The sequence below is a fragment of the Escherichia sp. 20412-1 genome, from assembly GCF_003027595.1.
Taxonomy (GTDB): Bacteria; Pseudomonadota; Gammaproteobacteria; order Enterobacterales; family Enterobacteriaceae; genus Escherichia; species Escherichia marmotae.
The window spans coordinates 1-13776 of sequence record NZ_PYQM01000046.1; the positions used below are offsets into that span (position 1 = coordinate 1).

11 protein-coding genes are annotated in these 13776 nt (G+C 51.1%); 5 read left to right on the forward strand and 6 right to left on the reverse strand.

What is annotated here, in order from left to right; genetic code table 11:
• Nucleotides 1-218 (forward strand): hypothetical protein (locus C7B16_RS25080; protein ID WP_219906387.1); only part of this gene is annotated, 218 nt, incomplete at its 5' end.
• 441 nt (nt 219-659) lie between these two features.
• Here C7B16_RS25080 and odhB read toward each other — a convergent pair.
• The 6 genes from odhB to sdhC form a co-directional block, all read right to left on the reverse strand.
• A complete protein-coding gene (gene odhB, locus C7B16_RS20660; RefSeq protein WP_000099819.1) occupies nt 660-1877 on the reverse strand; it encodes a 2-oxoglutarate dehydrogenase complex dihydrolipoyllysine-residue succinyltransferase in 1218 nt (405 codons plus the stop codon).
• A gap of 14 nt (nt 1878-1891) precedes the next feature.
• Nucleotides 1892-4693: a 2-oxoglutarate dehydrogenase E1 component gene (sucA, locus tag C7B16_RS20665; protein ID WP_001181470.1), complete on the reverse strand. Its 2802-nt coding sequence runs from the start codon at nt 4691-4693 to the stop codon at nt 1892-1894.
• A 388-nt stretch (nt 4694-5081) separates the two neighbouring features.
• Nucleotides 5082-5798 (reverse strand): succinate dehydrogenase iron-sulfur subunit SdhB, encoded by a 717-nt coding sequence (gene sdhB, locus C7B16_RS20670; protein WP_001235258.1) that lies wholly within the window; start codon nt 5796-5798, stop codon nt 5082-5084.
• 15 nt (nt 5799-5813) lie between these two features.
• The gene (gene sdhA, locus C7B16_RS20675; protein ID WP_000775533.1) at nt 5814-7580 is read right to left on the reverse strand and encodes a succinate dehydrogenase flavoprotein subunit; all 1767 of its coding nucleotides are present in this window, start codon (nt 7578-7580) and stop codon (nt 5814-5816) included.
• On the reverse strand, nt 7580-7927 hold the full coding sequence (gene sdhD / locus C7B16_RS20680; RefSeq protein WP_000254367.1) for a succinate dehydrogenase membrane anchor subunit: 348 nt from the start codon (nt 7925-7927) through the stop codon (nt 7580-7582). The genes sdhA and sdhD overlap by 1 nt, the downstream gene beginning before the upstream one ends.
• Nucleotides 7921-8325 (reverse strand): succinate dehydrogenase cytochrome b556 subunit, encoded by a 405-nt coding sequence (sdhC, locus tag C7B16_RS20685; RefSeq protein ID WP_000263344.1) that lies wholly within the window; start codon nt 8323-8325, stop codon nt 7921-7923. The genes sdhD and sdhC overlap by 7 nt, the downstream gene beginning before the upstream one ends.
• A gap of 380 nt (nt 8326-8705) precedes the next feature.
• Here sdhC and C7B16_RS24650 point away from each other — a divergent pair, with 380 nt between their 5' ends.
• The 4 genes from C7B16_RS24650 (at nt 8706) to C7B16_RS20710 (ending at nt 13768) form a co-directional block, all read left to right on the forward strand.
• Complete coding sequence (locus tag C7B16_RS24650; protein ID WP_122983127.1) at nt 8706-8813, forward strand: hypothetical protein; 108 nt, start codon at nt 8706-8708, stop codon at nt 8811-8813.
• A 205-nt stretch (nt 8814-9018) separates the two neighbouring features.
• Nucleotides 9019-10302 carry a citrate synthase gene (gene gltA / locus C7B16_RS20700; RefSeq protein WP_000785838.1) on the forward strand — a complete coding sequence of 428 codons (1284 nt, stop codon included), beginning with the start codon at nt 9019-9021 and terminating at the stop codon, nt 10300-10302.
• Between the two features lie 389 nt (nt 10303-10691).
• On the forward strand, nt 10692-11258 hold the full coding sequence (locus C7B16_RS20705) for a fimbrial protein (RefSeq protein WP_000472404.1): 567 nt from the start codon (nt 10692-10694) through the stop codon (nt 11256-11258).
• 50 nt (nt 11259-11308) lie between these two features.
• A complete protein-coding gene (locus C7B16_RS20710) occupies nt 11309-13768 on the forward strand; it encodes a fimbria/pilus outer membrane usher protein (protein WP_181244198.1) in 2460 nt (819 codons plus the stop codon).
• The last annotated feature ends 8 nt before the right edge of the window (nt 13769-13776 follow it).

The following is a 13776-nucleotide window of genomic DNA, read 5'->3' on the forward strand; positions in this document are numbered from 1 at the left end:
CATCGGAGTCACCCGTAGGCCTGATAAGACGCGTTAAGCGTCGCATCAGGCATCGCTTGTCGGATGCGGCGCGAGCGCCTTATCCGACCTACATCGGAGTCACCCGTAGGCCTGATAAGACGCGTCAGCGTCGCATCAGGCATCGCTTGTCGGATGCGGCGCGAGCGCCTTATCCGACCTGCATCGGAGTCACCCGTAGGCCTGATAAGACGCGTTAAGCGTCGCATCAGGCATCGCTTGTCGGATGCGGCGCGAGCGCCTTATCCGACCTACATCGGAGTCACCCGTAGGCCTGATAAGACGCGTCAGCGTCGCATCAGGCATCGCTTGTCGGATGCGGCGCGAGCGCCTTATCCGACCTACATCGGAGTCACCCGTAGGCCTGATAAGACGCGTCAGCGTCGCATCAGGCATCGCTTGTCGGATGCAGCGCGAGCGCCTTATCCGCGACCTACATCGGAGTCACCCGTAGGCCTGATAAGACGCGTTAAGCATCGCATCAGGCATCGCTTGTCGGATGCGGCGCGAGCGCCTTATCCGACCTACATCGGAGTCACCCGTAGGCCTGATAAGACGCGTTAAGCGTCGCATCAGGCATCATTCATCGGATGCGGCGATAACGCCTTATCCAGTCTACAGTGCAGGTGAGGCTTAAACTACTACACGTCCAGCAGCAGACGCGTCGGATCTTCCAGCAACTCTTTGATTGTCACCAGGAAACCCACGGATTCGCGACCATCGATCAGGCGGTGATCGTAGGACAGCGCCAGGTACATCATCGGCAGGATCTCAACCTGACCATTCACCGCCATCGGACGATCTTTAATAGCGTGCATGCCCAGAATTGCGCTCTGCGGCGGGTTGATGATAGGCGTAGACATCAGGGAACCGAACACACCACCGTTGGTGATGGTAAAGTTACCACCGGTCAGATCTTCAACCGTCAGCTTGCCGTCACGGCCTTTCACAGCCAGCTCTTTGATTTTCTTCTCAATGTCAGCCATGCCGAGGGTATCGACATCACGCAGAACCGGCGTTACCAGACCGCGCGGCGTAGAAACTGCCATGCTAACGTCGAAATAGTTGTGGTAAACCACATCATCGCCATCAATAGATGCGTTCACTTCCGGGTAACGTTTCAGCGCTTCAACAACCGCTTTCACATAGAAGGACATAAAGCCCAGACGGATGCCGTGGCGTTTTTCAAACGCTTCACCGTACTGCTTACGCAGATCCATAATCGGCTTCATGTTGACTTCGTTGAACGTGGTCAGCATAGCGGTGGAGTTTTTCGCTTCCAACAGACGCTCTGCCACGCGCTTACGCAGACGAGTCATCGGTACACGTTTTTCGCTACGAGCAGCCAGTGCTGGTTGAGCCGCCGGAGCAGTTGCTGCCGGAGTTGCATCTTTCGCCGGGGCTTTCGCCAGATGTTTTTCCACATCTTCACGGGTCAGACGACCGCCAACACCGGTGCCTTTAATAGCGCTGGCATCGAGGTTGTGTTCAGCCAGCAGGCGACGGATCGCCGGGCTTAACGCGTCGTTGTTTTGCTCTTCCAGAGACGCCTGCTGACGTTGCGCAGGCGTGGACGCTTTCTCTTCAGATTTAGCGCTGGTTTCTTTACCAGCGCTATTGCCTTCACGCAGGCGGCCGAGGATCTGACGAGACGTTACGGTTGTACCTTCATCTTCCAGAACCGCATCCAGAATGCCGTCTGCTGATGCCGGTACTTCCAGTACCACTTTGTCAGTTTCGATTTCCACCAGCACTTCATCACGTACGACTGCGTCGCCGGGTTTTTTATGCCAGGTTGCGACGGTGGCATCAGCTACGGATTCAGGCAGGTCAGGGACCAGAATATCTACGCTACTCATTTTGTATCCTTTATTTATTCGACGTTCAGCGCGTCATTAACCAGATCTTGTTGCTGTTTCTGGTGAACGGACATATATCCTACCGCCGGAGAGGCGGAGGCCGGGCGGCCTGCATAACGCAGAGAAGCCCCAAACGGAATCACTTCACGGAAATGATGCTGGCTGCAGTACCATGCGCCCTGGTTGAGCGGCTCTTCCTGGCACCAGACAAAATCCTTGACGTGAGCAAACTGCTGCAACACTTCCTGCATCGCTTTATGCGGGAACGGGTAGAGTTGCTCGATACGCACGATGGCGACATCTTGTTGATTGTTCTTACGGCGTTGTTCAAGCAGGTCGTAATAAACCTTACCAGAACACATCACTACGCGCTTCACGCCCTTCGGATCAAGCTCGTCGATTTCACCGATGGCTGGCAGGAAGGTGCCGTTCGCCAGCTCTTCGAGGCTGGAAACCGCCAGCGGATGACGCAGCAGCGATTTCGGTGACATGACCACCAGCGGACGACGCATCCCGCGCAGCGCCTGGCGACGCAGCATGTGGTAAACCTGTGCCGGAGTAGACGGTACGCAAACCTGCATGTTTTGCTCGGCGCAAAGTTGCAGATAACGTTCCAGACGCGCGGAGGAGTGCTCCGGCCCCTGCCCTTCGTAACCGTGCGGCAGCAGCATCACCAGACCACACATACGGCCCCATTTCTGTTCGCCGGAGGAGATGAACTGGTCAATAACGACCTGGGCACCGTTGGCAAAGTCACCGAACTGTGCTTCCCAGATGGTCAACGTCCGCGGTTCTGCGGTGGCATAACCGTATTCAAATGCCAGCACTGCTTCTTCAGACAGTACGGAGTCCCAGACGCGGAACGCGCCCTGACCGTTATGAATATGTTGCAGCGGCGTATAAGTGGAGCCGTTGGACTGGTTGTGAATCACTGCGTGACGGTGGAAGAAGGTTCCGCGACCGGAGTCTTCACCAGACAGACGAACCGGAATACCTTCATCAACCAGCGTGGCGTAAGCAAGGTTTTCCGCACCGCCCCAGTCAAACAGTTTTTCACCGGCCGCCATCGCCTGGCGATCACCATAAATCTTGGCAACGCGAGACTGCATCTCAATGGCTTCTGGCACCGTGCTGATACGTTTTGCCAGTTCCTGCAAACGCTTCATCTCAACCTTGTTCGGGTATTCTTCATCCCATTCGTGGTTGAGATACGGCGACCAGGTGAAAGAGTGCATGTTCATCGGACGCCACTCAGCCACTACGCAATCGCCCGCATCCAGCGCATCGCGGTACAGGTTAACCATCTCGGTGGCATCTTCCAGCGTCGCCACTTTTTCCTGCTCCAGCTTGTCCGCGTAGATTTTGCGCGGCGTCGGATGTTTTTTGATTTTCTGATACATCAGCGGCTGGGTTGCACTCGGCTCGTCGGCTTCGTTGTGGCCGTGACGGCGGTAGCATACCAGGTCGATGAAAACATCACGTTTGAAGGTGTTACGGAAATCGAGCGCCAGACGGGTAACAAAGGCAACCGCTTCCGGATCATCCGCATTAACGTGGAAAATCGGTGCCTGTACCATCTTACCAATATCAGTACAGTACGGCGTAGAACGGGCATCCAGCGGGTTAGAGGTAGTGAAGCCCACCTGGTTGTTGATAACGATACGCACCGTACCGCCAACTTCATAACCACGCGCTTTCGACATGTTCAGGGTTTCCTGAACTACGCCCTGTCCGGTCACTGCGGCATCACCGTGGATGGTGATTGGCAGCACTTTGTTGCTGCTCGGCTCATCAAGTCTGTCCAGACGGGCACGAACAGAACCGATAACCACCGGGCTTACAATCTCAAGGTGAGACGGGTTAAACGCCAGCGCCAGGTGTACCAGGCCGCCATCGGTCTGGAAGTCAGACGAGAAGCCCATGTGGTATTTCACGTCGCCCGTGCCGAGGTGTTCTTTATGTTTACCGGCAAACTCATCGAACAAGTCTTGCGGTTTTTTACCCAGCACGTTCACCAGCACGTTCAGACGACCACGGTGCGCCATACCGAGAACCACTTCACGGGTGCCGCTGTTGCCTGCATGGCGGATCATCTCTTTAAGCATCGGGATTAACGCGTCACCGCCTTCCAGCGAGAAGCGTTTTGCACCCGGGAATTTTGCGCCGAGGTAACGTTCAAGACCTTCAGCGGCGGTCAGTTCACTTAAGAAGCGTTTTTTCTCTTCGCTGTTGAACGTCGCGCGACCAGACTCGATACGCTGTTGGATCCAGCGTTTTTCTTCGGTGCTGGTAATGTGCATATACTCGGCGCCAATCGGGCCGCAGTAGGTTTGCTTGAGAGCTTCCAGCAGCTCGCCGAGTTTCATGGTTTCTTTGCCGCTGGCAAATGAACCGACGTTGAAGGTCTCCTGGAAGTCTGCTTCGGTCAGATCGTGGAAAGACGGATCCAGATCGGCCACTTTATCTTGCTGCCACAGTCCCAGCGGATCGAGATTCGCATGCTGGTGACCACGGAAGCGGTATGCGTTAATGAGCTGCAGGACTTTAACCTGCTTCACATTGGTGTCAGGGTCGGAGATCGTTGAAGAGTAACGTGAAGCATCTTTCGCCAGGCGGCGGAAATATTCACGCGTTTGAGAGTGGAATTGATCCGGTTTGACTCCCGTACCAGGTAACTGCTGGAACGTCGAACGCCAGTTAGCGTCAACCGAGTCAGGATCGGTTAAGAAGTCTTCATAGAGCTGTTCTATCCAGCTCTGGTTTGCGCCAGAGAGGTAAGAAGAGTCCAACCAGGCTTTCAAAGCGCTGTTCTGCATCGTGATCCCTTAAGCATCTTTTTTATGCTTACTTAATACTCTAAATAGTTCACGTTTCAGGAAGTTGGTCAGCTTGTGAATCCCCGGGAGCTTACACTCAGTAAGTGACCGGGGTAAGCAAGCGCAACCAACGCACATGCAACGTGAAATATGACGAGTATTTTCGCCGTGGATACTACCACGCACAATGATGTGCGTGCCGGGGTTCACTTGTTGCGGACTTGTCGTATTTTCTGCGTCCGCTAAGGAACCTTTAAAAACTGTCTTAGTGTCAGGGGCAGTTTTTAAAGATTTCCTGCATTTCTTTTGTAGGCCGGATAAGGCGTTCACGCCGCATCCGGCTCTGGTTGCCTGATGCGACGCTTGCGCATCTTATCAGGCCTGAGGTTTACGCATTGCGTTGCAACAACATCGACTTGATATGGCCGATGGCGCGCGTCGGGTTCAGCCCTTTTGGACAGACACTGACGCAGTTCATGATGCTGTGACAGCGGAATACACTGAATGCATCGCTCAAACCGTCAAGGCGGCTGTCAGTCTCGGTATCACGGCTATCGATAAGGAAACGATACGCCGCTAACAAGCCTGCCGGACCGATAAACTTATCGGGGTTCCACCAGAAAGACGGACAAGAGGTTGAACAACATGCGCAGAGAATACATTCATACAGCCCGTCGAGTTTTTCACGTTGCTCTGGCATTTGTAAATGCTCACGAGCTGGTAGATTTTGTCCATTATTCAACAAGTAAGGCTTAATTTTCTCATATTGGGCATAGAATTGTCCCATGTCTACCACCAAATCGCGGATCACCGGTAAACCAGGCAGCGGGCGAATCACAATCTTCTTGCCCGGCTGGTTGAGTGCCGAAATTGGGGTTATACAAGCCAGACCATTTTTGCCGTTCATGTTCAGACCGTCAGAACCGCACACCCCTTCACGGCAGGAGCGGCGGAACGACAGGCTGGGATCTTTCTCTTTGAGCTGAATAAGCGCATCCAGCAGCATCATGTCGCGACCTTCTTCCGCTTCCAGGGTGTAATCCTGCATACGCGGAGCATCATCAACATCCGGGTTATAGCGATAAATTGAAAACTCGAGTCTCATTTTCCTGTCTCCGCATTAGTAAGTACGAATCTTCGGCGGGAATGCCGGGCGCAGTTTCGGTTCCATGTTGACGCTACGTCGCGTCATGGATTCCGACTCTGGCAGATACAGGGAGTGGCACAGCCAGTTTTCATCATCACGATCCGGGAAGTCGAAGCGGCTATGCGCGCCACGGCTTTCGGTACGGAAATTAGCAGAAACAGCCGTTGCATAAGCCGTTTCCATCAGGTTATCCAGTTCCAGGCACTCAACGCGCTGAGTGTTGAACTCACTGGAGGTGTCATCCAGACGAGCATTTTTCAGCCGCTCGCGGATCACTTTCAACTGCTCAAGGCCTTTCGCCATCGCATCACCTTCCCGGAATACCGAGAAGTTATGCTGCATACATTCTTGCAGTGCTTTGCGAATCGCCACCGGATCTTCACCGTTACGGTTGTTGTTCCAGCGATTCATGCGTTCCAGAGAGGCTTCAACATCAGACTCGCTGGCATCGCGCAGTGCACCCTGTTCACTGATAGATTCTTGCAGATGCAGACCCGCCGCTCGTCCAAATACCACCAGATCCAGCAGAGAGTTACCGCCAAGACGGTTAGCGCCGTGTACCGATACACAGGCAATTTCGCCCACCGCAAACAGCCCTGGAATCACCACATCTTCGCCTTTCTCGTTCACGGTCAGCGCCTGACCAGTCACTTTGGTCGGAATACCGCCCATCATGTAGTGGCAGGTTGGGATAACCGGAATCGGTTCTTTCACCGGATCGACGTGAGCAAAGGTTCGGGAGAGTTCAAGGATACCCGGCAGACGGGATTCAAGAACTTCTTTACCCAGGTGGTCGAGTTTCAGTTTTGCGTGTGGCCCCCACGGACCATCACAGCCGCGACCTTCACGGATTTCGATCATGATGGAACGCGCCACCACATCACGCCCCGCCAGGTCTTTGGCGTTCGGTGCATAACGCTCCATAAAGCGTTCGCCATGTTTGTTCAGCAGATAACCGCCTTCACCACGACAACCTTCAGTCACCAGCACACCCGCACCCGCAATGCCGGTCGGGTGGAACTGCCACATTTCCATATCCTGCACTGGTACGCCAGCACGGATAGCCATGCCAACGCCGTCGCCGGTATTAATGTGGGCGTTAGTGGTGGACTGATAAATACGCCCAGCCCCGCCAGTCGCCAGCACCGTTGCGCGGGCTTTGAAGTAAACCACTTCACCGGTTTCGATGCACAGTGCGGTACAACCAACCACCGCGCCATCCTGATTTTTCACCAGATCCAGCGCATACCATTCGGAGAAAATGGTGGTGTGATTTTTCAGGTTCTGTTGGTAAAGCGTGTGCAACAGTGCATGACCGGTACGGTCAGCCGCCGCCGCAGTACGTGCCGCCTGCTCACCGCCGAAGTTTTTCGACTGACCGCCAAATGGACGCTGATAAATACGACCATCATCAAGGCGCGAGAACGGCAGGCCCATATGTTCCAGTTCCAGAATCGCTTCCGGCCCGGTTTTACACATATATTCAATCGCGTCCTGGTCACCGATATAGTCCGACCCTTTGACGGTGTCGTACATATGCCATTCCCAGTTATCTTCATGGGTATTACCCAGCGCAACGGTAATGCCGCCTTGCGCAGAAACAGTATGGGAACGGGTCGGGAAGACTTTGGAAAGCAGCGCACAGGTCTGGCCGCTCTGGGAAATTTGCAGCGCCGCGCGCATACCTGCGCCACCGGCACCAATCACAACTGCATCAAATTCTCTGACTGGCAATTTCATCACACACCCCACACCACAACGAATCCATAAATCACGTAAACCACCAGCGCAACAACAATTACCAGTTGCAGCATCAGACGCAAGGCCAGCGGTTTAACGTAGTCGGTCAACACCTGCCACATGCCGATCCAGGCATGAATCAAGATGGAAAACAGCGCCAGCAGGGTAAACACTTTGGTGAACGCAGAGGCAAAGAAACCGATCCAGACTTCATATGTCAGCTCGCTACTGGTAGCGAAAAAACCAACCATATAAATGATGTAGAGCGTCAGGACGATAGCGGTGGCGCGAACGAGGATGAAATCATGTACGCCATTGCGTCCTAATGCGGAGGCGTTGCTTACCATACGAGGACTCCTGCGAGAAGTGAAAGCACGACAGTGATAACAAAGGAGATTTTGGCGGAGCGTTTACCCGCTTCGAATGTTTCTTCCAGATAGCCAAAATCCATCATCATGTGGCGAATACCTACGACGACGTGATATGCCAGAGCGGTAAGGATGCCCCACATGATAAATTTGACGAAGAAGCTGCCCATAATGGCGGAAGCTTGTTCGAAACCTTCGGGGGAAGAGAGACTGGAACCCAGAAGCCACAGCAGGATGCCCACTGCAACAAACGTGATCACACCGGAAACGCGATGAAGAATGGACGCTATCGCCGTGATGGGGAACCGGATGGTCTGTAGGTCCAGATTAACAGGTCTTTGTTTTTTCACATTTCTTATCATGAATAACGCCCACATGCTGTTCTTATTATTCCCTGGGGACTACGGGTACAGAGGATAACTTTCTGTTACCTGGAGACGTCGGGATTTCCTTCCTCCGGTCTGCTTGCGGGTCAGACAGCGTCCTTTCTATAACTGCGCGTCATGCAAAACACTGCTTCCAGATGCGAAAACGACACGTTACAACGCTGGGTGGCTCGGGATTGCAGGGTGTTCCGGAGACCTGGCGGCAGTATAGGCCGTTCACAAAATCATTACAATTAACCTACATATGGTTTGTCTGGTTTTATCCAGAACAGTGATCTGAGTCACGATAAAAACATTTATTTAATTTTTAATCATCTAGTTTGACAATCATTCAACAAAGTTGTTACAAACATCATCAGGAAAAGCATATAATGCGTAAAAGTTATGGGGTCACTATTTCACCTAAGATTAACTTATGTAACAGTGTGGAAGTATTGACCAATCCATCCAGGACAGTTATTAGTGATAGACAGGTTTAATAATTCGGATTGCTAAGTGCTTGATTCGCCGTTTATTCGTCATCAATGAATACTTTACCTGCAAGCGCCCAGAGCTCTGTACCCAGGTTTTCCCCTCTTTCGCAGAGCGGCGAGCCAAATAACAATCGGGTAAAGCCAGGTTGATGTGCGAAGGCAAATTTAAGTTCCGGCAGTCTTACGCAATAAGGCGCTAAGGAGACCTTAAATGGCTGATACAAAAGCAAAACTCACCCTCAACGGGGATACAGCTGTTGAACTGGATGTGCTGAAAGGCACACTGGGTCAAGATGTTATTGATATCCGTACTCTCGGCTCAAAAGGTGTATTCACCTTTGACCCAGGCTTCACTTCAACCGCATCCTGCGAATCTAAAATTACTTTTATTGATGGTGATGAAGGTATTTTGTTGCACCGCGGTTTCCCGATCGATCAACTGGCGACCGATTCTAACTACCTGGAAGTCTGTTACATTCTGCTGAATGGTGAAAAACCGACCCAGAAACAGTATGACGAATTTAAAACTACGGTTACCCGCCATACCATGATCCACGAACAGATTACTCGTCTGTTCCACGCCTTCCGCCGCGACTCTCATCCGATGGCGGTCATGTGCGGTATTACCGGCGCTCTGGCGGCGTTTTATCACGACTCACTGGATGTTAACAATCCGCGTCATCGTGAAATCGCGGCGTTCCGTCTGCTGTCGAAAATGCCGACCATGGCAGCAATGTGCTACAAGTATTCCATTGGTCAGCCATTTGTTTACCCGCGCAATGACCTCTCCTACGCCGGTAACTTCCTGCACATGATGTTCTCCACACCGTGCGAACCGTATGAAGTCAATCCGATTCTGGAACGCGCGATGGATCGTATTCTGATCCTGCACGCAGACCATGAACAGAACGCGTCGACCTCTACCGTGCGTACCGCTGGCTCTTCGGGTGCGAACCCGTTCGCCTGTATCGCAGCAGGTATCGCCTCTCTGTGGGGACCGGCTCACGGTGGTGCTAACGAAGCTGCGCTGAAAATGCTGGAAGAAATCAGCTCGGTGAAACACATTCCGGAATTTATGCGTCGTGCGAAAGATAAAAATGACTCTTTCCGCCTGATGGGCTTCGGTCACCGCGTGTATAAAAACTACGACCCACGCGCCACAGTAATGCGTGAAACCTGCCACGAAGTGCTGAAAGAGCTGGGCAGCAAAGATGAGCTGCTGGAAGTGGCTATGGAGCTGGAAAACATCGCGCTGAATGACCCGTACTTTATCGAGAAGAAACTGTACCCGAACGTAGATTTCTACTCCGGTATCATTCTGAAAGCGATGGGTATTCCGTCTTCTATGTTCACCGTGATCTTCGCCATGGCGCGTACTGTCGGCTGGATTGCTCACTGGAGCGAAATGCATAACGAAGGCATGAAAATCGCCCGTCCACGCCAACTGTATACTGGTTACGAAAAACGCGATTTTAAAAGCGATATCAAACGCTAGTCTTTGATTACTGCGCAGTAAATTCTTTTAACCCGTCCTCTATATGGCGGGTTAATTTTTATATGCCTAAACACAAAAAACTGTAAAAATTAAATCGAGTACAAATATCCATAAATAGGGTTAAAAAATGTGATAACTCATATTCTGAGCAGAATGATAAGTTTAACTTTATACTTCCCCGTCGGTAGCATCATTAACCCAATGAAAATTATGCATATCCAAATGCGCCCTACCTTCATCACATAAAACAATAAATTTACACAATCAATTAATGGCCCCATTACATAACAAGATTTTTAATATTGTTAAATAAAACAAAACATATTCAATTGCCAGCTCAGATATTCTTGTCACGCAATACTCTATCTCTTTATTTAAAGGACTCAGTTATGTTTAAAGGACAAAAAACATTAGCTGCACTGGCTGTATCTCTGTTGTTCACAGCACCTGTTCATGCTGCTGATGAAGGTTCCGGTGAAATTCACTTTAAAGGTGAAGTTATTGAAGCACCGTGTGAAATCCATCAGGATGATATCGATAAAGAAGTTGAACTCGGCCAGGTGACCACCAGCCACATTAATCAGTCACATCACAGCGATGTCGTTGCTGTCGACCTACGCTTAGTCAATTGCGATCTGGAAAACTCTAATAACGGTTCCGGTGGCAAGATTTCTAAAGTCGCGGTCACCTTTGACAGCTCAGCGAAAACCACCGGTGCAGACCCGATACTCAACAATACCAGCACTGGAGAAGCCACCGGTGTCGGTGTGCGTTTAATGAATAAGGATCAAAGTAATATCATTTTAGGCACAGCTTCTCCGGACATCGACCTGGCACCGACGTCCAGCGAGCAAACGCTGAATTTCTTTGCCTGGATGGAACAAATTGATCAGGTTACACCAGTAACTCCAGGCGCAGTTACGGCTAACGCGACCTACGTGCTGGATTATAAATAAGTATTATTTTGGCGGCGTCATCGCCGCCTTTCTTCAAATATTTATCAGGTATGGACACCGTGAATATTTATCGACTCTCTTTTGTATCCTGCCTGGTCATGGCGATGCCTTCCGCAGTGGCGGTCGAATTCAACCTGAATGTCCTCGATAAATCAATGCGCGACCGCATTGATATTTCATTATTAAAGGAAAAAGGTGTCATTGTTCCCGGTGAATATTTTGTTAGCATTGCAGCAAATAATAACCAAATCAGTAATGGGCAAAAAATTAACTGGCAAAAAAATGGTGACAAAACCATTCCGTGCATCAATGAATTACTGGTCGATAAATTTGGCTTAAAACCTGAAGTCCGTCAGTCGTTACCACTGATAAATCAGTGCGTCGATTTTAGCTCCCGACCTGAAATGCTCTTCAATTTTGATCAGACCAATCAGCAACTGAATATCACTATTCCGCAAGCCTGGCTGGCGTGGCATTCAGAAAACTGGATGCCCCCCTCCACATGGAAAGAAGGTGTCGCCGGGATCCTGATGGATTACAACCTGTTTGCCAGCAGCTACCGCCCACAGGATGGCAGCAGCAGCACTAACCTGAACGCCTACGGAACAGTCGGAATTAACGCAGGGGCATGGCGCTTACGCAGTGATTACCAGTTGAATCAGACCGATAGCGATGATAACCATGAACAGTCAGGCGAAATATCACGCACTTATCTTTTTCGCCCATTACCGCAATTAGGTTCAAAATTAACCCTCGGTGAAACGGATTTCAGTTCCAATATTTTCGATGGCTTTTCTTATACCGGCGCGGCACTGGCGAGTGACGATCGGATGTTACCGTGGGAACTGCGCGGCTACGCCCCACAAATTAGCGGTATAGCACAAACCAATGCCACGGTGACTATCAGTCAATCAGGCCGCGTTATTTACCAGAAAAAAGTCCCGCCAGGCCCGTTTATCATTGATGACCTTAATCAGTCCGTCCAGGGTACGTTAGATGTTAAAGTGACAGAGGAAGATGGTCGTGTGAATAATTTCCAGGTGTCGGCAGCATCAACGCCCTTCCTGACGCGCCAGGGGCAGGCTCGCTATAAACTGGCCGCAGGCCAGCCACGACCCTCCATGTCACATCAAACTGAAAATGAAACCTTTTTTAGCAATGAAGTTTCCTGGGGGATGCTCTCAAATACCTCGCTGTACGGCGGCCTGCTGATTTCTGGTGATGACTACCATTCTGCCGCATTGGGTATCGGGCAAAATATGCTCTGGCTTGGCGCGCTGTCGTTTGATGTCACCTGGGCCAGTAGCCATTTTGACAACCAGCAGGACGAGCGGGGCTTAAGCTATCGCTTTAATTACAGCAAACAAGTAGATGCCACAAACAGCACGATTTCGCTCGCCGCTTATCGCTTCTCAGATCGTCATTTTCACAGCTACGCCAACTATCTGGATCACAAATACAACGACAACGATGCGCAAGATGAAAAACAGACAATCAGCTTATCCGTAGGCCAACCGATTATCCCGCTGAATCTCAACCTGTACGCCAACCTCTTACATCAGACCTGGTGGAACGCAGATGCCTCCACGACTGCCAACATCACGGCGGGCTTTAATGTTGATATTGGTGACTGGAAAGATATCTCAATCTCAACGTCGTTCAATACGACCCACTACGAAGACAAAGATCGCGACAACCAGATTTACTTGTCGATTTCATTACCCATTGGTGACGGTGGTCGAATCGGTTATGACATGCAAAACAGTAGCAGCAGCACCACACACCGCATGTCATTGAATGATACGCTGGATGAACGTAATAGCTGGGGCATGTCTGCAGGAATGCAATCCGATCGCCCGGATGATGGCGCACAGTTGAGCGGCAACTATCAACATCTGAGTTCGGCGGGCGAATGGGATCTTTCTGGCACCTATGCCGCCAATGATTACAGCTCTGTCAGCACTAGCTGGAGCGGTTCTTTCACCGCAACCCAATATGGTGCAGCGTTCCATCGCCGCAGCTCCACCAATGAACCACGGTTGATGATCAGCACCGATGGTGTGGCAGATATCCCGGTTCAGGGCCAACTCGATTATACCAATCATTTTGGTATCGCCGTGATACCGCTAATTTCCAGTTACCAGCCGTCCACCGTGGCAGTCAACATGAATGATTTACCTGACGGCGTGACGGTAGCAGAAAATGTCATCAAAGAAACGTGGATTGAAGGCGCGATTGGTTACAAATCGCTGGCATCCCGTTCCGGTAAAGACGTTAACACCATCATTCGCACCGCCAACGGCCATTTCCCACCTCTCGGTGCCGATATCCGGCAGGATGACAGCGGTATCAGCGTGGGTATGGTTGGCGAAGAAGGTCATGCCTGGTTAAGCGGTGTTGCTGAAAATCAACAACTTACCGTGATCTGGGGTGACAAACAAAGTTGCATTATTCATCTACCAGAACGTCTGGAAGACACAACAAAACGCCTGATTTTACCTTGTCATTAATTAAGGAA

Coding starts and splice junctions, on each gene's coding strand:
- odhB (WP_000099819.1), bottom strand. CDS start 1,877: ATGAGTAGCGTAGATATTCTGGTCCCTGACCTGCCTGAATCCGTAGCT.
- sucA (WP_001181470.1), bottom strand. CDS start 4,693: ATGCAGAACAGCGCTTTGAAAGCCTGGTTGGACTCTTCTTACCTCTCT.
- sdhB (WP_001235258.1), bottom strand. CDS start 5,798: ATGAGACTCGAGTTTTCAATTTATCGCTATAACCCGGATGTTGATGAT.
- sdhA (WP_000775533.1), bottom strand. CDS start 7,580: ATGAAATTGCCAGTCAGAGAATTTGATGCAGTTGTGATTGGTGCCGGT.
- sdhD (WP_000254367.1), bottom strand. CDS start 7,927: ATGGTAAGCAACGCCTCCGCATTAGGACGCAATGGCGTACATGATTTC.
- sdhC (WP_000263344.1), bottom strand. CDS start 8,325: ATGTGGGCGTTATTCATGATAAGAAATGTGAAAAAACAAAGACCTGTT.
- C7B16_RS24650 (WP_122983127.1), top strand. CDS start 8,706: ATGCGTAAAAGTTATGGGGTCACTATTTCACCTAAGATTAACTTATGT.
- gltA (WP_000785838.1), top strand. CDS start 9,019: ATGGCTGATACAAAAGCAAAACTCACCCTCAACGGGGATACAGCTGTT.
- C7B16_RS20705 (WP_000472404.1), top strand. CDS start 10,692: ATGTTTAAAGGACAAAAAACATTAGCTGCACTGGCTGTATCTCTGTTG.
- C7B16_RS20710 (WP_181244198.1), top strand. CDS start 11,309: ATGGACACCGTGAATATTTATCGACTCTCTTTTGTATCCTGCCTGGTC.